The sequence below is a fragment of the Devosia chinhatensis genome (genome assembly GCF_000969445.1).
In the GTDB taxonomy this organism is placed as follows: domain Bacteria; phylum Pseudomonadota; class Alphaproteobacteria; order Rhizobiales; family Devosiaceae; genus Devosia; species Devosia chinhatensis.
Genome location: NZ_JZEY01000061.1, coordinates 396,978 through 419,647, shown reverse-complemented (window position 1 = coordinate 419,647; position 22,670 = coordinate 396,978). Strand labels below are relative to the sequence as shown.

The 22,670-nt window shown below is 64.1% G+C and carries 18 protein-coding genes and 2 tRNA genes; 10 read left to right on the top strand and 10 right to left on the bottom strand.

The annotated features are described in order from the left end of the window. Positions 1 to 158: 158 nt before the first annotated feature. Together dps and VE26_RS12365 are read right to left on the bottom strand one after the other, a co-directional pair. Positions 159 to 632: a DNA starvation/stationary phase protection protein Dps gene (dps, locus tag VE26_RS12370; protein ID WP_046106299.1), complete on the bottom strand. Its 474-nt coding sequence runs from the start codon at positions 630 to 632 to the stop codon at positions 159 to 161. Positions 633 to 799: 167 nt separating this feature from the next. Further along, positions 800 to 1,252 carry an Hsp20 family protein gene (locus tag VE26_RS12365; RefSeq protein WP_046105562.1) on the bottom strand — a complete coding sequence of 151 codons (453 nt, stop codon included), beginning with the start codon at positions 1,250 to 1,252 and terminating at the stop codon, positions 800 to 802. A gap of 454 nt (positions 1,253 to 1,706) precedes the next feature. On the opposite strand from VE26_RS12365, the gene VE26_RS12360 reads away from it, so the two are divergent. Further along, positions 1,707 to 2,681, top strand: coding sequence for an alpha/beta fold hydrolase (locus tag VE26_RS12360; protein ID WP_046105561.1), 975 nt, complete (start codon positions 1,707 to 1,709; stop codon positions 2,679 to 2,681). Between the two features lie 21 nt (positions 2,682 to 2,702). Here VE26_RS12360 and hisN read toward each other — a convergent pair whose 3' ends face one another. Both hisN and VE26_RS12350 read right to left on the bottom strand, forming a co-directional pair. Then, on the bottom strand, positions 2,703 to 3,494 hold the full coding sequence (gene hisN, locus VE26_RS12355; RefSeq protein WP_046105560.1) for a histidinol-phosphatase: 792 nt from the start codon (positions 3,492 to 3,494) through the stop codon (positions 2,703 to 2,705). A 311-nt stretch (positions 3,495 to 3,805) separates the two neighbouring features. Beyond that, positions 3,806 to 4,702: an N-formylglutamate amidohydrolase gene (locus tag VE26_RS12350; protein WP_244465692.1), complete on the bottom strand. Its 897-nt coding sequence runs from the start codon at positions 4,700 to 4,702 to the stop codon at positions 3,806 to 3,808. Between the two features lie 210 nt (positions 4,703 to 4,912). Between VE26_RS12350 and cpdR the strand changes: the two genes are divergently transcribed. The 3 genes from cpdR to VE26_RS12335 all read left to right on the top strand — a co-directional run bounded on the left by cpdR (position 4,913) and on the right by VE26_RS12335 (position 5,602). After that, on the top strand, positions 4,913 to 5,272 hold the full coding sequence (gene cpdR / locus VE26_RS12345; RefSeq protein WP_046105558.1) for a cell cycle two-component system response regulator CpdR: 360 nt from the start codon (positions 4,913 to 4,915) through the stop codon (positions 5,270 to 5,272). Positions 5,273 to 5,410: 138 nt separating this feature from the next. Continuing rightward, positions 5,411 to 5,485: transfer RNA gene (locus VE26_RS12340), tRNA-Val, on the top strand. 42 nt (positions 5,486 to 5,527) lie between these two features. Further along, a tRNA-Val gene (locus VE26_RS12335) sits at positions 5,528 to 5,602 on the top strand. 198 nt (positions 5,603 to 5,800) lie between these two features. On the opposite strand, the gene VE26_RS12330 is transcribed toward VE26_RS12335, so the two are convergent. Then, on the bottom strand, positions 5,801 to 6,427 hold the full coding sequence (locus VE26_RS12330) for a pyridoxamine 5'-phosphate oxidase family protein (protein ID WP_046105557.1): 627 nt from the start codon (positions 6,425 to 6,427) through the stop codon (positions 5,801 to 5,803). 86 nt (positions 6,428 to 6,513) lie between these two features. Between VE26_RS12330 and msrB the strand changes: the two genes are divergently transcribed. Continuing rightward, positions 6,514 to 6,918: a peptide-methionine (R)-S-oxide reductase MsrB gene (gene msrB, locus VE26_RS12325; protein ID WP_046105556.1), complete on the top strand. Its 405-nt coding sequence runs from the start codon at positions 6,514 to 6,516 to the stop codon at positions 6,916 to 6,918. 40 nt (positions 6,919 to 6,958) lie between these two features. On the opposite strand, the gene hrpB is transcribed toward msrB, so the two are convergent. After that, positions 6,959 to 9,403: an ATP-dependent helicase HrpB gene (gene hrpB / locus VE26_RS12320; RefSeq protein WP_046106298.1), complete on the bottom strand. Its 2,445-nt coding sequence runs from the start codon at positions 9,401 to 9,403 to the stop codon at positions 6,959 to 6,961. Between the two features lie 179 nt (positions 9,404 to 9,582). Between hrpB and VE26_RS12315 the strand changes: the two genes are divergently transcribed. Continuing rightward, complete coding sequence (locus VE26_RS12315; RefSeq protein ID WP_046105555.1) at positions 9,583 to 10,449, top strand: aldose 1-epimerase family protein; 867 nt, start codon at positions 9,583 to 9,585, stop codon at positions 10,447 to 10,449. Here VE26_RS12315 and VE26_RS12310 read toward each other — a convergent pair whose 3' ends face one another. From VE26_RS12310 to VE26_RS12300, 3 genes are all read right to left on the bottom strand, one after another. Continuing rightward, positions 10,450 to 11,973 carry a helicase HerA domain-containing protein gene (locus VE26_RS12310; protein ID WP_046105554.1) on the bottom strand — a complete coding sequence of 508 codons (1,524 nt, stop codon included), beginning with the start codon at positions 11,971 to 11,973 and terminating at the stop codon, positions 10,450 to 10,452. It abuts the gene before it with no gap. Positions 11,974 to 12,159: 186 nt separating this feature from the next. After that, positions 12,160 to 14,706 (bottom strand): ABC transporter permease, encoded by a 2,547-nt coding sequence (locus VE26_RS12305; protein ID WP_046105553.1) that lies wholly within the window; start codon positions 14,704 to 14,706, stop codon positions 12,160 to 12,162. Beyond that, positions 14,706 to 15,407 carry an ABC transporter ATP-binding protein gene (locus VE26_RS12300; RefSeq protein WP_046105552.1) on the bottom strand — a complete coding sequence of 234 codons (702 nt, stop codon included), beginning with the start codon at positions 15,405 to 15,407 and terminating at the stop codon, positions 14,706 to 14,708. The genes VE26_RS12305 and VE26_RS12300 overlap by 1 nt, the downstream gene beginning before the upstream one ends. Positions 15,408 to 15,681: 274 nt before the next feature. Between VE26_RS12300 and VE26_RS12295 the strand changes: the two genes are divergently transcribed. Beyond that, complete coding sequence (locus VE26_RS12295; RefSeq protein ID WP_046105551.1) at positions 15,682 to 16,191, top strand: heme-binding beta-barrel domain-containing protein; 510 nt, start codon at positions 15,682 to 15,684, stop codon at positions 16,189 to 16,191. A gap of 162 nt (positions 16,192 to 16,353) precedes the next feature. Here the strand turns inward: VE26_RS12295 and VE26_RS12290 are convergent, their stop codons facing one another. Next, positions 16,354 to 17,634: a Gfo/Idh/MocA family oxidoreductase gene (locus VE26_RS12290; RefSeq protein WP_084620416.1), complete on the bottom strand. Its 1,281-nt coding sequence runs from the start codon at positions 17,632 to 17,634 to the stop codon at positions 16,354 to 16,356. Between the two features lie 199 nt (positions 17,635 to 17,833). Here VE26_RS12290 and VE26_RS12285 point away from each other — a divergent pair, with 199 nt between their 5' ends. The 3 genes from VE26_RS12285 to VE26_RS12275 all read left to right on the top strand — a co-directional run bounded on the left by VE26_RS12285 (position 17,834) and on the right by VE26_RS12275 (position 22,648). Then, positions 17,834 to 18,511 (top strand): GntR family transcriptional regulator, encoded by a 678-nt coding sequence (locus VE26_RS12285; protein ID WP_046105549.1) that lies wholly within the window; start codon positions 17,834 to 17,836, stop codon positions 18,509 to 18,511. A 96-nt stretch (positions 18,512 to 18,607) separates the two neighbouring features. Continuing rightward, positions 18,608 to 19,582 carry an aldo/keto reductase gene (locus tag VE26_RS12280; RefSeq protein ID WP_046105548.1) on the top strand — a complete coding sequence of 325 codons (975 nt, stop codon included), beginning with the start codon at positions 18,608 to 18,610 and terminating at the stop codon, positions 19,580 to 19,582. 159 nt (positions 19,583 to 19,741) lie between these two features. After that, positions 19,742 to 22,648: an insulinase family protein gene (locus VE26_RS12275; protein WP_046105547.1), complete on the top strand. Its 2,907-nt coding sequence runs from the start codon at positions 19,742 to 19,744 to the stop codon at positions 22,646 to 22,648. The last annotated feature ends 22 nt before the right edge of the window (positions 22,649 to 22,670 follow it).

The window sequence follows — 22,670 nt, the reverse complement described above, 5'->3', positions numbered from 1 at the left end:
CATAATTCAAAACTGCGGGCAAGCGATTTTGCCGCTTTGCGGTCACAAAAAATAGGACTTGGGGAAGTTTGCCTATAGGAAAGTATAGGATTTGACCGCAAAAAGAAAGGGGCGCCTGCGCGAGACGCCCCTTTTTGTTACCAAAGGGTCAAGAAGTCCTATTCGAGATGCGACTTGATGAACCAGAGGTCCTTGTCCAACTCGCGGGAGAAGGCGGTAAGAATATCGGCGCTGTCGGCGTCGCCAGCCTCGTCGGTGGTATCGATATCCTCGCGAACCTGGTTGGCGAGCGTGGCATAGCGATCGGCCAGGGCGGCGAGGTGGTCGGTAACCTTGCGGATGTCCGTCGGATAGGCCTCGAGCGTCGAGGCCTTGGCGACGACCTGGCTGGTGCCCAGGGCAATGCCGTCGAGCTGGGCGACGCGCTCGGCAATGACATCGACATGCTTGTCGATGGCGGCGCGCATGGGGTCGAGCATTTCGTGCACGGCGATGAAATTGGGACCCTTGAGGTTCCAGTGCGCCTGCTTGGTGATCAGGGCCAGGTCGATGGCATCGGCCAGGCGCGCATTGAGCACGTCGATCACGGCAGACTTAGCATTGGACTTGAGGGCGATGGAGGGGGTTTTCATGGGCATGTCATCCTGACGCTGGAGGAAAGTCACGGCCTTGCGGCTTTCGCTCCTTCAACTTGCCAGATGTCCGAGTCGTTCCCCGCAGGAGGCGAAGCCGGCAACAGAGAAAGGGCGCGACCCCTAAAGGATCGCGCCCTTCATTTCCGATGGACGTCGGAACTGGCCTAGTTGACGGACTTGTCCTCGAGGACCGCGCTGCCGCCACTGATCTGAATGGTCCGCGCCTTCTTGCTCTCGGGCAATTCGCGCTTGAGTTCGAGATGGAGCAGGCCGTTCTCGAGATTGGCGCCGGTTACCTCGACATAATCGGCCAGCTGGAAGCGCAGTTCGAAGGCGCGCTCGGCAATGCCGCGATGGAGGAATTCGCGCTTGTCCGCGCCGTCAGCAGGCTTCGCGCCTTTGACGACCAGACTGTTCTCCTTGGTTTCCACGGCGATATCGCCATTGGAGAACCCGGCCACGGCGATGGAGATGCGGTAGGCATCATCACCGGTGCGCTCGATATTGTAGGGCGGGTAGGTCTTGGTTTCCTGACCGACCATGGAATCGAGGCGGTTGAACAAGCGGTCGAAGCCGACGGTGGAACGATAGAAGGGGGAAAAATCATAGGTCTGCATTTGTCACATTCTCCTTGAGCAACGTGTGGTCTCGGCTTCTGTCGCGAAGGGTTCCCGAAAGCGGCGAACCGTGATTTGGACAGGGCCGGGGTCCCCGGATGACCGGCGGACAGCACAGATGTAGGTGGCGATTTGCGCGGTTCAAGAGCCCATTGGCGTGGACCTTAAACCGTGCGCAAATAGGATGGAGCACAGGGAGGACGATCCTTTGCCGATCGGATGAACCGCAGATGAACGGGGCGCTCCAGCTGGGTTCAGCCGGGGCGGACTAAAAGGGGTCATGTGAACAAGAGCGGCACGCGTCGTTTCGGACTTCACTGATCCTGTCGGCGCTTTCATCCGCCCCCCGCAAGGCGCCGCAGACACAGGAAAGCCGGCAATCCATGTGGTTGCCGGCTTTTCTTTTTACCTCTGCCGGATATGGTCCGCCCAGTATCTTGAAACGAGGCCGAGCGTGACCGCCCAAGTCGATCCCCATGGACCGAAACTGACCGCCACCGCATCAAACCCGGTGCCCGAGGGGGCACGGGTGGGCTATTTCACCACGTCGGACAAAGTGCGGTTGCGCTATGCGCTCTGGCCCAAGGGCAAGGGCGCCCCAAAGGGCACAATCTGCCTCGTGCAGGGGCGCACGGAATATATCGAGAAATATTTCGAGACCGTCGAGGACTTCCGCCGGCGCGGCTTTGCGGTGGCCACGTTCGACTGGCGGGGCCAGGGCGGTTCGGACCGGCTGATCGGCGAGCCCGGCCTCGGCTATGTCGACCATTTCGACGATTACTGGACCGACCTGCGCTGTTTTCACGCCGATATCCTGCTGCCCGATTGTCCGCTGCCCTTCTATCTCGTGGGTCATTCCATGGGCGGGCTGGCCAGCCTTTATGCCACGACGCGTGACCGGATGATGTTCGATCGGGTGTTTCTCTCGGCGCCGATGATCAGCCTTTACAATATGGAGCACAGCCTGCCGCGCTGGGCGCTGTTTGCCGAGGCCGCAAGCTTTGTGGGGATGGGTCGATTGCCCATGGCCCGACGCGGTGACCGCCGGCCCGACGAAGCCATGTATCCCGATAATCCCCTGACCTCTGACATGTTGCGCTACCGGCGCATGGTGGAGACGATCCGCGCCGATGACAGCCTCTATCTCGGCTCGCCGACGTTCCGCTGGCTGGCTTCGGCCATGCGGGCCATGGTCAATGCCGGCAGGGACAGCTTCCCGGCCAGCGTCAAGATCCCGCTGCTGATGCTGGCGGCCGGCCATGACCGCATCGTCTCGACGCCCGCCATCGAGCAGATGGGCCTGCGCCTGCGCAATGGACGGCACATGGTCATCCCCGGAGGCCGGCACGAATTGTTCATGGAAACCGATGCGATCAGGGGACAGGTGCTGGCAGCGTTCGACGCCTTCATCACCGAACAGAGCGGCTAGACGGTAGAACGATCGGCCGTGTCAGGCCGCATTGATGCGGTCGAGGGCGTGTTCGAGCAGTGCGGGCGTAGCCGCCGCCACCACATTTCCGCCGCCCGTGGGTTCGGACCCGTCCCAGCAGGTGATGGCGCCGCCCGCTTCGCGAATGATCGGCACGAGCGCAGCAATGTCATAGGTGTTGAGGTAGGGCTCGACGACCAGATCGGCATGGCCGGCGGCAAGCAGGGCATAACCATAGCAATCCATGCCGAAGCGCTGCAGGCGCGTTGCGGCCTCGATCGCTTCCCACTTGGCCCAATGTTCGCCCCGGAAGAGGTTGGGCGTGGTGGTGAAGATGCGGGCTGCCGCCAGATCGGTCTGGCCACTGGTGTGATTGGGCCGGGTTTCTCCGCCGCGGCGATAGGTCGAGCGTCCAGGGACGGCCAGGAAGGTTTCGCCGATGAAGGGCTGGCTCATGACACCGGCCACGGCAATGCCGTCGATTGCAAAGCCGATCAGCGTGCCCCAGACCGGCGCGCCGGAAATGAAGGCTCTCGTGCCATCGACTGGATCGATGATCCAGCTGAAAGGGCCAGTGCCGGAAACGCCCCATTCCTCGCCGATGACCGCATGATCGGGAAAGGCGGCAGAGATGATGTCGCGGATCGCCGTCTCGGCGCTCTTGTCGGCCTCGGTGACCGGGTCAAAACCGCTTTCGAGCTTGTTGTCGATGGCAAGGCCCGTGCGAAAGAGCGGCAACGTGCGGCCTGCAGCGGCATCTGCAGCGGCAAGAAGTACCGCTTCCACCTGGGCGAAGTCGATCGAGGGGGTCATGGGTCACGCCGTCCGATAAAGAGTAAGGGCCTGTTCTGGACCCATCGCTTAGCCTGCGGCGCGACAGAACCGAAGCGGAAAATGGACCGGCCCGCCTGGGGAAAGCCCGGATGGCCCTGAATCCTTTTTGCAACAGGATCGCCCCTTTCCGCGCCAATGCCGCGATCCGGCTTGCTGGCGGAGTCAAATGGGTTCATCCCTGAGAAGCATGGTCTGTGCAGGACGTCGCGGTTGAGGCCCCGCTCCCGGCACAAATCGTTCCTCCCTTGACTGGGGCCGTCTTTGGGGGCGGCCCCATTTTGTTCAAGCTGCTATTCGGCCGCTTCGCGCTCGACGATGGCGCCATGGCCGGCCAAGGCGACGAGGTCGATGCCGATCAAGGTCTGCACCAGCCGATCCAGCAGCGCCTTGATGCTGTCAAAACCCGCATTTTTCTCGAGTGTCGCCTCGTTCATGTAGAGGTGGCGACTGATTTCGATCTGCAGGGCATGCACCCCATGCTGGGGCCGGCCATAGGTGCGGGTGCAGAAACCGCCGGCATAGGGGCGATTGCGCGCGACGCGCAGGCCCGCGGAGGTGAAGATGGTCTCGACCAGATCGACCAGCGGGGCCGCGCATGTGGTGCCATAGCGGTCGCCGAGTACGATGTCGGGGGTGGCGCGTTCGCCGTGGCGGCCGATGCGCGGCATGGAATGACAATCGATCAGCACTGCCAGGCCGAAGCCGGCCAGGGCCTCGCCCAGCAGCTTCTGCAGGGCAGCATGATAGGGGTGATAGATGCCCTCGATGCGCATGCGGGCGTCGTCCAGGGTCAGCCGCTCGCGATAGATCGGCTTGTTCTCCGCCACCACCCGGGCGAGTGTACCCAGGCCTGCGGCGACGCGGGGCGAGGTGGTGTTGAACCGATCCGACAGCGGTTCGGCGAACATGGTGGGGTCGAGCTCCCAGGGCTCGCGATTGACATCGAGATAGGCCCGCGGGAAATGCGCCCGCAAAAGCGGTGCACCCAGATGCGGAGCGCGGCCGAACAAGTCATCGACGAAGGCGTCTTCGGACTGGCGGATCGAGAGATGGTCGAGCCGCGTCATGGCCAGGAAGCGCGGCGGATAGACCCGGCCAGAATGGGGCGAGTTGAATACGACGGGCGAGAGGACGCGCCGTGGCCTGATCGTTTCGAACGCCGGTTGATCCCAATAGTCGGACCGCACGCCCACTCCCCCGCTCTGGCAGCCGTTGGCCGCCGGTGATTTGCTTGTCACAATGTTGCGCGGCAATGGGTCGCCTGTCCAGTTTTGCGGGATCGCAACGCTGTGAAAAGAGCGGAACGGCCGACGCTAACGGTTGCGAAAGCGCTCAACTGGCATAAACATCGCCAGATACCGACTCACTTGCTGCGAACGGCCTCGAGGTTTGAATTGATGAAGCGCATCCTGCTCGCGGAAGACGATAACGACATGCGTCAGTTCCTGACGCGGGCTCTCAAGAATGCCGGCTACGAAGTGGTGTCGTTCGACAATGGGCTGAGCGCCTATGAGCGCCTGCGCGAGGAGCCGTTCTCGCTGCTGCTCAGCGATATCGTTATGCCAGAAATGGACGGGATCGAACTGGCCCGGCGCGCCACCGAACTCGATCCCGATCTCAAGGTCATGTTCATCACCGGCTTTGCCGCCGTGGCGCTCAACCCGGACAGCGATGCGCCCAAGGATGCCTCGGTTCTGTCCAAGCCGTTCCACCTCAAGGACCTCGTCAACGAGGTTGAGCGCCTGCTGGCCGCCTGAGGCGGCGGTACGCGCCGCAGGTTTTCCCCAAGGAAACAATTTGCCGGACGATCGCAGCAAAGGCCCTTGACCAAGGGTCGGGATATGTGGTCTATCCGCGCCACCGGAAGAGCCAAGGCAATTCCGGCCCGGAGAGATGGGCGTATAGCTCAGCGGGAGAGCACTACGTTGACATCGTAGGGGTCACAAGTTCGATCCTTGTTACGCCCACCATCTCTTTCCGGCCGCTTGCTTCCATAGGGGGCGATGCGGAGTGGGAGTATAGCTCAGCGGGAGAGCATTCGCTTCACACGCGAAGGGTCACAAGTTCAATCCTTGTTACTCCCACCATTCACCTCATCCTCGATTTCGGACGACCTGCAAACAGGCATGTCCTGCGCTTCCGGTGCTCACGTGCTCATGCACGCTCCGCGCCGGTTCTCGGACACACCTGTTCTCGACTCGCCCGAAACCAAGACTGAGGCAAATGGTGCTTCCGAGGGGCGCCAGCTTTGCGGCTTATCTGACGACGCGCTGCGTGGCAGTTGATCACCACATCGTCTGTCTGGCGCGTTCGGGCCAGGCTTTGTCGTAGCCTTCGCCGCCGACCTGGTTTTCGGTCATGGAGGCGAGGATTTCTCCGGGCGTGGGCAAGCTTGCGGGGTCGACGTGGCGGTCCGGGTTCCAGAGTTCGGAGCGGATGATGGCGCGGGCACACTGGAAATAGAGCTCGTCGATGTCGAGCACGATGACGCTGCGCGGGGCCTTGTCCTCGACGGCAAAGCTCTCGAGCAGGTCCGGGTCGATGGAGAGATGAGCGCGCCCGTTGACGCGCATCGTGGTGCCCGAGCCCGGAATGAGAAACAAGAAGGCGCAGCGGGAATCGCGCACGATGTTACGCAGGCTGTCGATGCGGTTATTGCCGCGCCGGTCCGGCATCATCAGGGTGTGGTCGTCATGAATGCGCACAAAGCCGGGCTTGTCGCCGCGTGGCGAGCAATCGATGCCCTCCGGCCCCACCGTTGCCAAAGCGGCAAAAGGGCTGATCTCGATGAGGCGCCGATAATGTGGCGTCATAAAATGGGCGACCTTGGTGGTCGAGGCGGGGGCCGGCGCGGGCAGATAGAGCGCTTCAAGCGCTTCGATGGAGGTAATCCGGGCGGAAGTATCGGTCATGGCAAAGGTTTGTGAACAGTGCTGGGAAGTTTGCCGCACTATGCCTATATCTGGGGCCAAGACGAGCCCGACAAAGGAGTGATGTCATGGACGCTCATGCCTTTCCCGTCACGCGGACCGATGCCGAATGGCGCCAGAAGCTGACCCCCGAGCAATATCAGGTCATGCGCGAGCACGGAACGGAGCGGCCCGGAAGCTGTGCGCTGCTCTATGAAAAGCGCCAGGGCACCTTTGCCTGCGCGGGCTGCGACACACCGCTTTTTGCCTCGACGCTGAAATTCGAGAGTGGCACGGGCTGGCCCAGCTTCAACGATCCCATTCCCGGCTCAGTGGAGACGGAGACGGACCGTTCTTATGGCATGACGCGCACGGAAGTGCATTGCGCCAGCTGCGGCAGTCATCTGGGCCATGTGTTTCCCGACGGGCCCCCGCCCACCGGATTGCGCTATTGCATCAATGGCGTGGCGCTCAACTTCACGCCGGCCGAATGACCGAAAGCCCCGGACCTTGGTCCGGGGCTTTTTATTGGCATCAGGTGCCGCGCGGCTTGGCGCGGCTGGTGGGGTTGGCGGCGAGAGGGTCGTCGGGCCAGGGATGGCGCGGATAGCGCCCCTTGAGGTCCTTGGCGACATCCTTCCAGGACCCGCGCCAGAAGCCGGGCAGGTCGCGCGTCGTCTGGATGGGGCGATGGGCCGGCGACAGGAGGACAAGCAATAGCGGTACGCGGCCGCCCGCAATGCTCGGGTGGCGATCCAGCCCGAATAGTTCCTGGACGCGGATTTCGAGCGCGGGACCGTTCTCGGCCTCGTAATCGATGGGCAGATGAGAGCCGGAGGGGGCGTGGAAATGGCTGGGCAGGAGCCTGTCGATATCCTGGCGTCGCGCCCAGGGCAGGACGCTGTCGAGCGCCATGCCCAGATGATCGGCTTTGATGGCCGATAGTCTTGTTTCGCCGAGGAGGTGAGCGGCGAGCCAGTGCGGATCGGCGGCGAGGGCGGTGTCGGAAAGATCGGGCCATTCGGCGCCGACCTGGCGATGGAGAAAGCTCGAGCGCGCCCGCAGCGTCTTTTGGTCCCTGGTCCAGGGCAGGGCCTCGGGGCGCTTCATCGCCGCTTCCGACAGCAGGCGTGCAGCGGTTTCGAAGTCGGCGACGGGCGCGGTGTCGTCGGCAAGGCGCAAGGCGTCGAGGCGGCGCTGCCGACGAGCGCGCACCGCATTGCTGGTCGGGTCGAAAGCGAGGCTGGTCGTCGTCTCGATCCGGTCGGAAAAGAGGGTTTCGAGCTCGGTTTGCTCCAGTGCGGCGGCGGCGCGAATGCGCGCCTGTCCGGCGCTGCCGGTCACATCGGCGACCACGATGAAGGGGGCGCCGGCCAGGCCATGGGTTTCGTCCAATTGGGCCTGTCGGCCATTGGCGAGCCGGAAGCGGCCGCGCGCGCCGGCCGATTGGGCCACCCGATCGGGGAAGGCGCGGGCGAGGTGGTGCCCGGCCGAAAGGGCTGAACCCGACCTGCCGGCTGCCAGCTTTGCCCAGCGCCGAGCAAGATTACGGGCATCTTCGGCACGACGGGAGCGGTCGAGACCAAAGCGGTCGAGCCGGCGTCCCAGATCGATGTCGTCTCCGCCCAGGCCGCGTTCGCCGATCAGAACCGCGAGTTCGGCCGCGCGCTGGGCGTCTCCGTCTTCGGCGCCGGCAAGGACCATGTGCGCCAGCCGGGGATGAAGCGGCAATCGCGCCAGGGCGCGACCAGCCGGCGTCAGGCTGCCGGATGGATCGATGGCGCCGAGGCGCAGCAAGAGCGCGCGGGCCTCCGCCCATGCGGGGGCAGGCGGGGGATCGAGAAAAACCAACTGGCCGGGATCGGTGACGCCCCAGGCGGCCAGATCGAGCATGAGGCCGGAAAGGTCGGCGGAGAGGATTTCGGGTGCGTCGAAGGGGGAAAGCGCAGCGGTCTGCCCCTCGTTCCAGAGGCGGATGCACACGCCCGGTGCGGTACGGCCGGCACGGCCGCGGCGTTGATCGGCCCCGGCGCGCGACACGCGCGTGGTGGCCAGGGTGGTCATGCCGGTGGCCGGCTCGTAGACCGGGATGCGACGAAAGCCGCTATCGAGGACGATGGTGATGCCCTCAATGGTGAGGGAGGTTTCCGCGATGGACGTGGCCAGGACGACCTTGCGGCGTCCGGCCGCCGCCGGCTGAATGGCGCGATCCTGCTCGGCGGGGGTCAATTGGCCATAGAGCGGGGCAAGGTCGACATCGGCGGGCAGGCGCCCGGCGAGGCGCTCGGCTGTGCGGGTGATCTCGCCCTGGCCGGGCAGGAAGACGAGCGCCGAGCCCTGATGCTCGCGCAGGGCCCGCAGGACAGCACTTGTTACCTGATCCTCGAGGCGAAGCAGCGGATCTGGCTCGGCGTAATGGGTTTGCACCGGGAAGGTGCGCCCCGGACTGTCGATCACAGGGGCGTCGCCGAGCAGGGCGGCGATCCGGGCGCCGTCGATGGTGGCGGACATGACCAGGATACGCAGGTCGGGCCGGAGGGCGCGGGCATCGAGGGTCAGGGCCAGGCCCAGATCGGCATCGAGGCTGCGTTCATGGAATTCGTCGAAGAGGATTGCGGCGACCCCGTTCAGTTCGGGATCGTCCAGAACCATGCGGGTGAAGATGCCTTCTGTGACGACCTCGATGCGGGTGCGGGCGGAGACCTTTGCTTCCATGCGCACGCGATAGCCGACGGTCTGGCCGACATCTTCACCCAGCAAATGCGCCATCTGTCGCGCTGCGGCCCGGGCGGCAAGGCGCCGCGGCTCCAGCACGATGATACGGCCATCGGCACGCCAGGGGGCGGCGAGCAGGGCCAGCGGCACGCGGGTGGTCTTGCCCGCGCCGGGCTGGGCGACGAGGACCGCCGTCGTGGCTGCAGAAAGGGCCTCGGCAAGACGCGGCAGGACAGCATCGATGGGAAGGGGTGGCATGGACATGCCCAGCAGATAGCGGCAGCCGGTCCTGCGCGGCAAGGGGCTGCCGGCATGGTCGAGACCGGCGAGAGAGCAGTCTGGCGATTGATAACTTGTTCACCCCGCAGCGTACTGGGCAGTTCTCACCCAGGCACGGCGTCAGTACAGTGCGGTCCGAACAAACGAATCGCCTGGGGACGCGCATGCAGCTCACTCGAATCGGTAATGGCGATATCACGGTCGATGTGGCCGCATTGGGCGCCGAAATGCAGTCTATCCAGACGCGCGATGGCCGGCACTGGATGTGGCATGGCGATGCGGCCTATTGGACGGGGCGGTCGCCAATCCTGTTTCCGATGGTCGGGCGGGCGCCCAATGACAGCGTTTCGATCGGCGGGCAGCGCTATCAGATGGGGCAGCACGGCTTTGCCCGGCGCAGCAATTTTACCCTGGTGGTCGAGGAGACGGATCGGTGCGTCTATCGGCTCGACGCCTCCGAGGCGAGCCGGGCGCTCTATCCGTTCGAATTCCGGCTCGATGTGGAACACAAGATCTCGGGGCGCTGCGTGACCGTCGCGGCCGAGGTTACCAATCTGGGCGATGCGATCATGCCCTATGGCATCGGCTTTCATCCGGCCTTTGCCTGGCCCTTGCCCGGCTCGGGCACCGCGCCGCACTGGATCACGCTCGACAATGGCGCCGATCCCCAATTGCGCAGGCTATCCGGTGGCCTGATCGATCCGCAGGAACAGGCATCGCCGTTCCACGGCGGCGAGCTGGCGCTGGATGCCAGTCTGTTCGAGAGCGATGCCATGATCTTTCCGCAAGGTGCAGGCGCGGGTCTTCGCTATGGTCCCAAGGCTGGGCCAGCCATCCATTTCACCTGGGAAAACCTGCCCAACCTGGCGCTGTGGAGCAAGCCGGGCGCGCGGTTTGTCTGCCTCGAGCCCTGGCACGGTACGGCCGCAGAAGTGGGAGGGACCGACGATCTGGCGGCGCGGCCCTATTCGGTGCAATTGCCCGCCGGGGCGTCGGCCCGCTACGCCTTCAGCGCCGAGCTCGTCGACTGATCACTCGGCAGCGCCGCGTTCCTCGGCCAGCATGTCGGGGCCGTTGGGATCGCCGGGCGCTGTTTCCACGCCCAGCTCGGGGAAGGCGATGATCCGCTGATTGCGGAAATCGGTGCGCAACACGATCAGGCCCCGTTCCTCGAACCAGGTGAGCAGCCGGCGCGCACGGCTGGAGGAATGGGTGCCGTATAGGCGCGCAAGGGTGGCATCCGAAGGGCAGGGCGCTCCCGACAGCGCGGCCTGGGCAATGACAAGGAACACGCCCTGGACGTCGTCGGTCAGGGTGGTGGACAGCGTCAGTGCCTGCTGCCAGCCGTCGGAGGCGGCGGTTTCCGCATCGGGTGCGACGCGGGCCACGGCGAGGAGCCGCTTGAAGGCAGGCAGGGCCGGCGGCTCGCCGGGCACCCGGCGAATGCGGCAGCGCACCAGGAAATCCTGATAAAGCACGGCATGGGTGCGGAAGCCGGCATCGGGATCGCTCAGAAGCTCGGCCATCACCGCATTGATCAAGGCCTCGCGCTCTGCCTCGTCGATCTCGGGGAAGAGCGAAACCGGCGCCTCGGGCGCTTCCGCGCGGGCCTTGGCGCGCGCTTCGGCCACCTGCGCCAGCAATTCGTTGGTGGAGGGCGGTGGTGGTGGTGGCGGGCGGCGCACGACCGGGCGGGCGAGTTCAGCCGGATCCTGGGTAAAGATCAGGTCGGCCGCATCTTGCGGCGCCTCGGGCAGAGGCGTGAGCTTCGGGCTGGTGGAGCGGGCGGAGGTTTCCACCGGCCCGATGGTCACTGGCAGGGGGCGGCGGGAAATGGCCGGGCCCAGGGCGACGAAATGGCCTCGGGCCAGATCGCGGAACTGCTCGGCCTGGCGGCGGTCCATGCCCAAAAGGTCGGCGGCGCGGGCCATGTCGATATCGAGAAAGGTGCGGCCCATGAGAAAATTGCTGGCTTCGGCAGCGACATTCTTGGCCAGCTTGGCAAGGCGCTGGGTGGCGATGACACCGGCAAGGCCACGCTTGCGGCCGCGGCACATGAGGTTGGTCATGGCGCCAAGCGACAATTTACGGGCTTCGTCGGAGACGTCGCCAGCGGCGGCGGGCGCAAAAAGCTGGGCTTCATCGACGACGACCAGAACGGGATACCAGAAATCGCGGTCGGCATCGAAAAGGCCCCCGAGGAAGGCGGCCGCGGCGCGCATCTGCTGCTCGACATCGAGCCCTTCGAGATTGAGCACGACGGAGACCCGATGCTGGCGAACGCGCGCGGCAATGCGGGTCAATTCGTTCTCGGTGCGAGCGGCATCGACCACCAGATGGCCGTAGCGATCCGCCAGGGTGACGAAGTCGCCTTCGGGATCGATGATGCATTGCTGCACCCAAGGGGCGGATTGCTCGAGCAGGCGGCGCAGGAGGTGAGACTTGCCTGACCCCGAATTGCCCTGCACCAGCAAGCGGGTGGCCAGGAGCTCCTCAAGGTCCATATGGGCGGGGCCGGCGCCGCGGCTTTCTCCCATGTCGATGGCGACTTGCATTGTCTCTCCGGCTGGATGCGTTCTCGGTCCAGCGGGGACGGGGCGAACGCACGGCTTACTGGTTGGCGCAGTGTTAGCACACAGCGTCACCGATTCGGGCCAAAGGTGAAAGCCGGCTTCCACAGCCGATCCGCGTTCGGGGGGTATGCGAACCGGTGGGCGAGCGTCCACGGTCGGAAAGATGCGCTAGAGGTCGCGCAACAGCCGCGCCGGTCGCGCCGAGGCCGCGCGCAGGATCGTCATGGCGCCGAGCAGGGCTGTGATGACGATAGCGGTGACCAGCACCAGGCCGATGACATCGGGACGCCAGGTGAATTCCACCTCGAGCATGAGCATGGTGACGATCCGGCCCACGCCGAGCCCGATAATGAGCGCGGGAATGGCAGACAGAAGCCCCAGAAGGCCGTATTGCAGGCAGGCGGTGGCGATGAGCTCGATGCGGGTGGCGCCGAGGACCTTGGTGATGATGGTGTCGGCCTCGCGCTGGCGGCGGCCGGTGGAAAGCGATCCTATCAGCACAAGCAAGCCATTGCCCACAGCCAGACCACCGACCAAGGCGGCGGCAAACGACAATTGACCCAAGGCATCGGTGACCTGCTTGAGCGTATCGCCCACCGAGATGAAGCGGATATCAGGCAATTGGCTGGCCAACAGGCGGGTGACGTTCTCCTCCTGCCCGGGTTGGGCGGTGACGGCTGCAAAGAGCGTCGTGGGATAGGCGTCGAGAACGCCGGGGGAGAAGGTGGCAAGGAAGTCGATGCCGCCCTGCCAGGAATAGTCGCGGAAGCTGGCAATGGTTACCGTGACCGGCTCGCCGAAAATGGAGAAGGTCAGCGTATCGCCCAGGTCAACCCCCAGGCCATTGCGCAGGCTCTGGTGCAGGCTGACAAGGCCAGGTCCCGAATAGTCCTCAGCCCACCATTGCCCTGCGGTCACGCGCGAGGAGGCCGGCAATTCGGTGCGCCAGGTGAGGGGAACGTCGCCGGACAGCAGGAATGTCGCCTCGGGCCCGCGGGTGCGCAGGCTTTCGGCCGTCGTGCCGCCGACATCGACCAGAGAGCCACGCAGCATGGGTGTCGAGACGAAGCGGGACATGCCATTACCCGCTTCGGCCAGGGTCGCAAGGTCCTCGACCTCGTCGGGGAAAAGGTCGGATCCGACCAAGGTCGGGGCGTCGAAGGCGGAGGCGCCCAAAAACTCCTGCTGCAGATTGGCCTGCATGACGAGGACCACGATCAGCATGGCCAAGGCCATGCCGGCCGAAACGACAATAGCGGCTGCGTTCTGCCCGGCTGCGGAGATATTGCGCAGCGCATGGCGCAGGATGCGCGGACCCCGCTCGGGCAGGCGGGCGAGGCCGGCCTGCACGAGGCGGATGAAGAGCTGGAAGAGGATGGCGGCCAGGCTGCTGGCAAGGCCAAAGGCTGCGACGAGGGCGATGTCGCCCGTCATCAGCCAGGCCAGCACGCTGAACGCCGCGATGGCGACAAGGAGCGGGAGCACCTGCCAGGAGAGGAGCAGCGATCGCCAATCGACTGCCGGCGCATCCAGTCCCCTGGAGCGGAACAGCAGGACCGGGCGGATGGTCTGGGCCTGTTGCAGGGGCAGATAGGCAAAGGCAAAGGCGGTGACGAGGCCGGCGCCGGCTGCGATCAACAGGGGCTGGATGTGTATGGCGCGGCTGAGGGGAATGCCGACCGCGTCGCCGATGGAGGGCAGGATGAGGAAAGCGATCGAGGCGCCGGCGGCAAGACCGATGCTGACCCCGACCAGGGCCAGGGCCGCGACCTGGGCGAGGAAATGCACGAAGACCCGGCCGCGCCCGGCGCCGATGGACCGCATGACGGCGATGACGCCGGAGCGTTCGGCAATATAGGCCCGCATGCCTGTCCACACACTTACGCCGCCGATCAGCAGCGAGCCGAGGCCGACAATGACGAGAAAGCGCATGAAAAGGTCGTAATAGCGCGCCATCTGTCCCAAGCCCTCGCGGGCGGAGCGGATGGTCCAGCCGGCATCGGCAAATCGGGCAGTGGCGGCTTCGAAGCCGGCCTCGAGATCCTCGGTGGCGAGATCGATCTTGTAGCGATACCAGGTGGCAAGGCCGGGCAGAGGCGAGGTGCGGTCGCTGACGACGCCGAAGCCGTCACTGGAGATCAGCACCGGCAGGCCAAGTCGGAAGCCGCGCACGGGCGCGTCGGGCAATTGCCCCAGCGTACCGCGGACCACGAATTCGGTGCCGCCGAGCCCGAAGCTGTCGCCGACCGAAATGCCGAGTTGATCGAGCATCACGGCATCGACCAGCGCCCCGGGCGTGTCGTCCTCGATGGCCAGGAAAGTGGTGATATCGGTCCCTACGGGCACATGCGGGCTCGAGACCTGCCCAAAAAGTGGATAACCGGGGCCAACCGCGCTGACATCGGCAAAGGCTTCCCCGTCAAAGGTCTCGGCGCGCAGATTGGTGTCGATGGTGCCGACAAGCCGGCCCATCTCCGCCATGGCAGCCAATTCCTCGGCGGTGGCGAGGCGATCGGCACGAGACAATTCGATGTCGCCGCCCATGATCTCGGCCGCGCCCGATTCGATAGCGCGGCTGATGCTGGCGCCGACAGAGTTGACGCCGGCAATGAGCGCGGTCCCGACAGCAAGGCAGGTTACCAGCAGCAGGAAGCGGCGCAGGTCGCCGCGCATGTCCAGAAGGCCGATGCGAATGGCGGGCCAGACTTTGGGCATCAGCGGGCCACCGGCGTTTCGGTCAGTTCGCCATTGGTCATGGTAAAGACCCGGTCGGCCCGCGCCGCCAGGGCGGGGTCGTGGGTGATCAACACGACGGCCGTGTTGTTGCGGCGGGCGAGGTCGAACATGAGATCGACCACGATGGCGCCGGTCTTCTGGTCGAGATTTCCTGTCGGCTCGTCGGCGAGGAGCAGGGGCGGATTGGCTACACTGGCGCGGGCCAGACCGACGCGCTGCTGTTCGCCGCCGGATAGCGCAGAGGGGCGATGATCGAGACGTTTTTCGAGTCCGACCGAGGCCAGGGCAGCTGCGGCCTTTTCGCGGATCTGGGCCATGGACAGATTGGGCTCCGCGATCTCGAGCGCCATGCCGACATTGTCGAGCGCAGTCAGGGAGGGAATGAGGTGGAAGCTCTGGAAGACGATGCCCAGAGTGTGGCGACGGAAGCGGGCCAGCTCGTCCTCGCTCATGCCGCCCAGATCCCGGCCATTGACCGCGACGGTGCCGCCGGTGGCCTTTTCGAGGCCGGCGAGCAGCATGAGAAGGCTGGTCTTGCCACTGCCGGACGGGCCCACGATCGCCACCACTTCGGCCGGCGCGACGCGCAGGTTGACTTTGCGCAGGATGGTCAGCGGTCGCCCGGCGATCTCGAGCGCGTAGTCAACGTCCCTGGCATCGACGATAGCTGCCTGCGTCATCAAAAGTCCCCGCTTGCCCTCGGTCGCAGCTGTCAGAATCGCTGCGACCTCCCCTTTTCTTTTGACCCTATCGCGCCCTTCGGAAAAGAGGGGGCATGGCCAGAGGTCGCGTTCTCACGTCTCATCACCGCCTGTCCTGCCGCAGCGCACAATCTTTTCAACCATGTGTGCGTTCAATTCGTAACAAAGCCGTCAACGCCAGCACTTTCCTACTGGTCTAGTTCGAATTGGGCTGGCAGACATTGCTGACAGCGAGTGCTCGGAGGAGTTTAGCGTGAAGATTATAGTGCGGGCCCTGTTCGCCCTTCTGGCCCTGCAGATGGTCGTGCCGGCCCAGGCCCAGGGCGAATTGGCGTTGCTCGAATCCTATATCGGGGACTGGCGCGGGGACAGCGCGCTGGTGGGCCCGGACCGCAACGAACCGTTCCGGTGCCGACTGGGCGTGGCCAAGGGTAATCAAGGGCGGATCAACTATACCGGCCGCTGTACCCTGGTGAATGCCACGCTTTCGATCAGCGGCACCATCGCCTATATCGAAGCCCAGCAGCGCTTCGAGGCGGCCATGAGCAGCAATGCCGGCTATACCGGGCTGGCGGTCGGCCAGACGTCTGGCGACCGGATCAGCTTCGATCTGCGCGAGCAGCAGAAGGACCGTGCGGGCAGCGACGTGCGGATCGGCGCAAAGATCCTCTTGGTCGGCAATGACAGCATCACGGTGGATTTCGAAGTCGAGTTCAACGATTCCGGCGAGGTGCTGACGGCGAGCGTACCGTTCAGCCGCTAAGCGCGGCCCCCAGGGGCGGAACAGCTGATGGATGTGGGGGTAGCCCCCAACTCTCTCCCCGCGTCACTGCCGAGCGTCCCGGCAATCCAGTGATTACCGATCCATCCCGTGGACCACCGGAACATTTCCGGTGGTGCCGATGGCGGGACGGTTTCGGGTCTTTTACAGCCGCACCAAACCCTTCACATCGACCGGCAGGCCGGTTTCGAAACTCTTGTTGGCAGCGATACCGGTGAGGATCGAGAGCGCGCCGTCTCGGTGGTTGGCGCCGTAGCCGGGGCGCGGGGTGGCGTTGCCGAAGATTTCCTCGAGCATGATCTTGTCGCCGCCGCCATGGCCGCCTTCGCCATGCTTGACCGGGACGACGCGCGGTTCGCCATGAAGCGGGAAGTGATAGAGTTTCACGCCCTTTGCTGCCCCTTCGGTTTCCGAACCGGCGCCGGCATTGATGTAGGAATTCTCGTGCACGGTAAGTTCGAGCCGTCCACCGGTGCCATTGATGGCGACGTTGAAGCCTTCCCATGGCGCATAGGCATAGAGTGAGTACGTCATCACCGCCTTGTTGCGATAGCGAACGATGACATTCATCGTATCCTCGATGGAAATGCCATCGCCGAAGACATTCTGGTCGCGCTGGTAGCCGTCTTCCTTCTCTGCGTCCCAGTAAAGGCCCTTCTGGACGGGGTTGGCGGTCAGGTCGATGGCGAACTTGTCGTCCCTTGCCGCCTCGACCCCGGTGGTGCGCGTATAGGGCGTGAAGACGCCACGCTCCTCGGCATTGGCGCGCCCATAGAACTTGAGGTCGCCCATGCCGAAGACGGTCTCGGGCTGGCTGCCGAGCCAGAAGTTCACCAGGTCGAAATGGTGAGTGGACTTGTGGACCATGAGCCCGCCCGAATTGCGCTTGTCGCGGTGCCAGCGGCGGAAATAATCCGCGCCATGGCGCGTATCGAGCAACCATTCGAAATGGACCGAGGTGACCTTGCCGATGGCGCCCTCGGCAATGAGTTCGCGCAGGGCCGAATTGTGCGGGGCATAGCGGTAGTTGAATGTGACGCGGACCTGTTTGCCGGTGCGCTCGACGGCGTCGAGAATGGCCTGGCACTTTTCCGGATCGGTCGTCATCGGCTTTTCGGTGATGACGTCGCAACCGGCTTCCAGCGCGGCGATGATATAGTGGTGGTGGGTGCGGTCGATCGAGGTGACGATGATCGTCTGCGGCTTGAGCTCTTCGATCATCTTGGCGAAATCGGCCGCCCTGTAGGTGGGAACCGCATTGCCGGACAATTCCTCGACGATCACCTTGTTGGTGAAGTCCATGCGCGCCTGATTGGTGTCGCAGAGTGCGACCAGCCTCGATTGCTCCTTATGAGGGCCAAGGATGGCTTCGTAGAACATGCGCGCACGCCCTCCGGTCCCCACGAGCGCGTAGGTCTTCGTCATTCTCATTCTCCGGTCTCAAGACAACAGGCAGCGCCCATCACCAAGCGCAGATGCGTATCTACCATACAAGATTGCGAAGTGGCACATTTTCTTTCTACAATCGGTATCGGCCGAGCTGGCAGAAAGCTGTGGAAGCCCGCAAAAGCGGTGCAGTCAGGACCGGCGCAGCGGCCCATGGTCGGATGAAAGGGAATCAGCAATGGCTGTCGATGCACCCGACTTGACCGAAGAAACCATGGCCATGCGCCTCGTGAGCGCATTGCGCGACGATATCGTGACCATGGCGCTCAAGCCGGGGGACGTGATCTCGGAGAGCGATATTGCCGGGCGCTATGGCGTTTCCCGCCAACCGGTGCGGGAAGCCTTTATCCGCCTGGCGCAGCAGGGCCTGCTGCTGATCCGCCCAAAGCGGGCGACCGTTGTCAAAAAGATTTCGCCTGACGGTGTACGGCAGAGCCGGTTCATCCGCGAAAGCATCGAGGTTGAAATCATCCGGCGCGTGGCCTCCAGCCCGGGAGCCGATGCAGCATCGGTGCTGGCCGCCCTGATCGACGAGCAGGATGCCGCCTCGGCCGCCAATGACAGCCGGCGCTTCCACATCCTGGACGAGCTTTTCCATCGCACGCTCGCCCGTCTGGCCGGGGTCGAATATGCCTGGCAATTGATCGACGACCACAAGATGCAGCTCGACCGGGTGCGCTATCTGACGCTGGGTTCGTCGTCGAGCCAACGCGCTATCGCCGAGCACAGGATCATCGCCGAGGCGGTGGGCGAAGCTGATCCCGCGGCTGCCGAGGCCGCGATGCGGGCGCATCTGGGGCGGGCCGAGGTGCTTCTGACCCAGACCATCAGCGACTTTCCCGACTATTTCGAATAGGGTGCTGCCCAAGTCAGCATTGGGCGTCACGTCCTGCCTGAAGGCCGGATGCACAGCTTCGAACATGCGCCCGAACCAAAAAGACGGAGAACGAAAATGAAAACGCGGCGCCTAGGCAAGACGGGATATTTGGTAAGCGAGATCGGACTGGGTTGCTGGCAGCTAGGCGGCGATTTCGGTCCGGTCGGCGACGAGATGGCGTCGAGCATCCTCGATCACGCAGCCAGCGCCGGCATCACCTTCTGGGACAGTGCCGACGTCTATGGCGGCGGGCTCAGCGAAAGCCGGATCGGTGCCCATACAAAAGGGCCGAACGTGCATGTGGCCACCAAGGTGGGCCGCTCCGGCGCGCTCTTCCCGGACACCTATTCCAAGCAGGGCCTGCGGGAAAGCCTCGAAGGCTCAGCGCGGCGGCTGGGGGTGCGTACGCTCGACCTGGCGCAATTGCACTGCGTGCCCACGCAGGTGCTGCGCGATGGCGCCATTTTCGGCTGGATGGACGAGCTGCGGACCGAGGGCCTGGTGCGGCACTGGGGGGCAAGCGTCGAGACGATCGAAGAAGGCCTGATCTGCCTCGAGCAGCCCGGATGCGCGACGCTGCAGATCATCTTCAATCTCTTCCGGCAGGACGCGGCCGAAGCCCTTCTGCCCAAGGCGGCCGAGCGCGACGTGGGTATCATCGTTCGCCTGCCCCTGGCATCCGGCCTGCTCAGCGGCAAATATGACAAGGATACGCGTTTCGACGAGACCGATCACCGGAACTACAATCGCGATGGCGCGGCGTTTTCGGTGGGCGAAACCTTTTCGGGCATTCCGTTCGATCGTGGCGTCGAACTGGTCCAGGAATTGCGCGGCCTCGCCCCCGAATCCATGTCGATGAGCCAGTTTGCCCTGCGCTGGATCCTCGATCATCCGCAGGTTTCGACCGTGATTGCCGGCGTCAGCAAGCCCGAGCAGATCGCCGACAATATCGAGGCGTCGGAGCGGCGCAGCCTCTTCCCCGCGCTGATGGGACAGTTGGGCGAATGGTATCGCAACGAAGTGAAGCCGGAAATCCGCGGCGCGGTTTGAGGTGGCGAAACCGGCTGTAAGCCGGGTTGCGCGGCCTGGATCGAGACTTCCTCCTCCCCAGAGGGAACTGCATTCTTCAGCATTTGTCGTCCCGGCCGCTCTAGCGGTCCGGGCCGCAGATGCCTAACTTAATGGTCCGACTGTCCGAAAGAGAATTGCATGTCCCACCCCGCCTTCGAGATCGTCCGCGACGAAAACATTGCCGAAATCAATTCGCAAGCGAAGCTCTACCGGCACAAGAAAACCGGGGCGGAGGTGCTCAGTCTCGTCAATGACGACGAGAACAAGGTCTTCGGCATTACCTTCAAGACGCCCCCCGAGGACTCAACCGGCATAGCCCATATTCTCGAGCATTCGGTGCTGTGCGGCAGCGAAAAATATCCGGTCAAGAAACCGTTCGTGGAGCTGCTCAAGGGCTCCATGCACACTTTTCTCAATGCCATGACCTTTCCGGACAAGACCGCCTATCCGGTGGCCAGCCAGAACCTCAAGGACTTCTACAACCTTGTCGATGTCTATCTCGATGCCGTGCTGTTCCCGCTGATCAGCGAGGAGACGTTCGAGCAGGAAGGCTGGCATTACGAGCTCGAGAGCCTCGATGCACCGCTGGTCTACAAGGGTGTGGTCTTCAACGAGATGAAGGGCGTCTATTCCTCGCCCGATTCGGTGATGCACACGCTCACACAGAACGCGCTCTATCCCGACACGACCTATGGCAAGAGTTCAGGGGGCGATCCCAAGGTTATCCCCGAGCTGACCTACGAGCAGTTCAAGCGCTTCCATCGGACATATTATCATCCGTCCAATGCCCGCGTGGTGTTTGCCGGGGATGATCCGGCAGACAAGAGGCTCGAGATTCTCGATGCCTATTTCAGCCGGTTCGAGCGGATCGCGATCGATGCAGAGGTCAAGCTGCAGCCGCGCTGGAATGCGCCGCGTGCCGTGTCCGGGACCTATGCCGGCACCATCGATCCCGACAAGCGCCGCGACGGCATGGTCTCGGTGAACTGGATGATCGAGCCGGCACAGAGCCGGGAGGAGGTGCTGAGCCATGGCATGCTGAGCTATCTCCTGGCCGGCAATTCGGCAGCGCCGCTGCGCAAGACGCTGACCGAGAGCGGTCTGGGCGAGGGCATGATCGGGGGCGGGATTTCATCCTACCTGCGCCAGCCGATGGCCAGCTTCGGGCTGAAGGGCGTCGACCCGGCAGATGCGGGCAAGATCGAAGCGCTGGTGCTCGACACCCTGGCCGAGATCGCCCGGACGGGGTTTTCGGCCGAACAGGTCGAAGCGGCGGTGAATACGTTCGAGTTCAACTTGCGCGAGCAGAATACCGGGTCTTATCCGCGCGGCATGACTTATATGTTCAACGCGCTCGGCACCTGGCTGCATGGGGGAGACCCGCTGGCACCGCTCAGCTTTGAAACTGCTCTTGAAAGTCTCAAGCAAAAGGCGCGGGGCGAGCATTTCCAGGGGCTGATCCGCAGCCTCTTCCTCGACAATCCGCACCGCGCGACCGTCAAGCTCGAAGCCGACCCCGACCAGGGTGCGCGCGAAGCGAAGGTGGAGGCTGACACGCTGTCCAGCGTGCGCGCCGGGCTCAGCGAGGCGGACCTGGCGGCTGTGCTCGAGCGGACAGAGCGCCTCAAGGCGCTGCAGGAAAGCGTTGACAAGCCTGAAGACCTTGCTCGCATTCCAACCCTGACGCTGGCCGATCTCGACCGGTCCATTCGAACCATCCCCACCGAGGAGTGCACGCTGGGCGGCGCCAGGGCGCTCTACCATCGGCTGCCAACCCTGGGCATCGCCTATCTTGATATTGGGTTTGACCTGCACGTACTGGACAAGGCCTTGCTGCCCTATCTGCCGCTTTTCGGTCGCGCCTTGCTGCAGACCGGGACGGGCAAGGAAGATTTCGTCTCGCTGACCCAAAGGATCGGACGGACGACAGGCGGCATCGCCCAGCATCGCGGGCTGGCAACCCGGCAGGACGGGGCGGGTACCGCGGCCTGGTTCTTCCTCTCCGGCAAGGCGGTGCCGGACAAGTTCGGCGCTATGCTGGAAATTTTCTCCGATGTCCTGCTCGACGCCCGTCTCGACAATCGCGAGCGTTTCCGCCAGATGGCGCTCGAGGAAAAGGCCGGTTTCGAAGCGCGGCTGGTGCCGGGCGGCAATGGCATCGTCGATACCCGCCTCAAGGCCGGGCTGACCGAGGCCGGCTGGATCGCCGAGCAGATGAGCGGCGTATCCTATGGCCGGTTCCTCAAGGATCTGGTCAAGCGTATCGATAGCGACTGGGAGGCGGTGGAGAGTGTCTTGCGGCGCATTCGCGATACGCTGTTCAATCGCGGCCGCATGGTCATCAACCTCACCACGGACGAGGCGATCTGGGACCGGGCGCAGGGAGAGCTGACGACTTTTGCGCAAGCCCTGCCCGACACGCACCATGCCGATGCCGACTGGAGCCACGATTTCGCACCGGCCGACGAGGGGCTCGTCATCCCGGCCCAGGTCAATTATGTCGGCAAGGGTGCCAATCTCAAGGCCTTGGGGTTTGACCTGAGCGCGGCCTCGGCGGTGGCGCTGCGGCTATTGAACACCACTTATCTTTGGGACAAGGTCCGGGTGCAGGGCGGGGCCTATGGCGGATCGAGCCGGTTCGATCTCAGCTCGGGCAATTTCGCCTTTCTTTCCTATCGCGATCCCAATCTGACCAAGACGCTAGACGTCTATGACAATGCCGCCAAGGCGCTGCGGGCCGAGATCGGAGAAACCGATCTCGTGCGGTCGGTGATCGGGGTGGTCGGCGATCTCGACCGGCCCGAATTCGTCGACGCCAAGGGCTATTCGGCCATGTGGCGCATACTCAACGGCACCAGCGATGAATTGCGCCAGCGCCGGCGCGACGAGATCCTGGCGACCAGCCGGGCCGATTTCCTGGCCCTGGCCGACGCTCTGGATGCAGTTGCCGCTCAAGGCCACGTGGTGGTGCTGGGTGGTGAAGCGGCCATCAATGCGGCCAATGAGAAGCAGCCGGGCCTGTTGAGCGTGTCCAAGGCCGTCTGATGGCGGGAACGGGCTTTCGGCA

What these genes read in the sequence shown, in the direction of transcription:
- dps (WP_046106299.1), bottom strand. Translation starts at nt 632, where the DNA reads ATGAAAACCCCCTCCATCGCCCTCAAGTCCAATGCTAAGTCTGCCGTG.
- VE26_RS12365 (WP_046105562.1), bottom strand. Translation starts at nt 1,252, where the DNA reads ATGCAGACCTATGATTTTTCCCCCTTCTATCGTTCCACCGTCGGCTTC.
- hisN (WP_046105560.1), bottom strand. Translation starts at nt 3,494, where the DNA reads ATGACCCCCTCGATCGACTTCGCCCAGGTGGAAGCGGTACTTCTTGCC.
- cpdR (WP_046105558.1), top strand. Translation starts at nt 4,913, where the DNA reads ATGAAGCGCATCCTGCTCGCGGAAGACGATAACGACATGCGTCAGTTC.
- VE26_RS12330 (WP_046105557.1), bottom strand. Translation starts at nt 6,427, where the DNA reads ATGACCGATACTTCCGCCCGGATTACCTCCATCGAAGCGCTTGAAGCG.
- msrB (WP_046105556.1), top strand. Translation starts at nt 6,514, where the DNA reads ATGGACGCTCATGCCTTTCCCGTCACGCGGACCGATGCCGAATGGCGC.
- hrpB (WP_046106298.1), bottom strand. Translation starts at nt 9,403, where the DNA reads ATGTCCATGCCACCCCTTCCCATCGATGCTGTCCTGCCGCGTCTTGCC.
- VE26_RS12315 (WP_046105555.1), top strand. Translation starts at nt 9,583, where the DNA reads ATGCAGCTCACTCGAATCGGTAATGGCGATATCACGGTCGATGTGGCC.
- VE26_RS12310 (WP_046105554.1), bottom strand. Translation starts at nt 11,973, where the DNA reads ATGCAAGTCGCCATCGACATGGGAGAAAGCCGCGGCGCCGGCCCCGCC.
- VE26_RS12305 (WP_046105553.1), bottom strand. Translation starts at nt 14,706, where the DNA reads ATGCCCAAAGTCTGGCCCGCCATTCGCATCGGCCTTCTGGACATGCGC.
- VE26_RS12300 (WP_046105552.1), bottom strand. Translation starts at nt 15,407, where the DNA reads ATGACGCAGGCAGCTATCGTCGATGCCAGGGACGTTGACTACGCGCTC.
- VE26_RS12290 (WP_084620416.1), bottom strand. Translation starts at nt 17,634, where the DNA reads ATGACGAAGACCTACGCGCTCGTGGGGACCGGAGGGCGTGCGCGCATG.
- VE26_RS12285 (WP_046105549.1), top strand. Translation starts at nt 17,834, where the DNA reads ATGGCTGTCGATGCACCCGACTTGACCGAAGAAACCATGGCCATGCGC.
- VE26_RS12280 (WP_046105548.1), top strand. Translation starts at nt 18,608, where the DNA reads ATGAAAACGCGGCGCCTAGGCAAGACGGGATATTTGGTAAGCGAGATC.
- VE26_RS12275 (WP_046105547.1), top strand. Translation starts at nt 19,742, where the DNA reads ATGTCCCACCCCGCCTTCGAGATCGTCCGCGACGAAAACATTGCCGAA.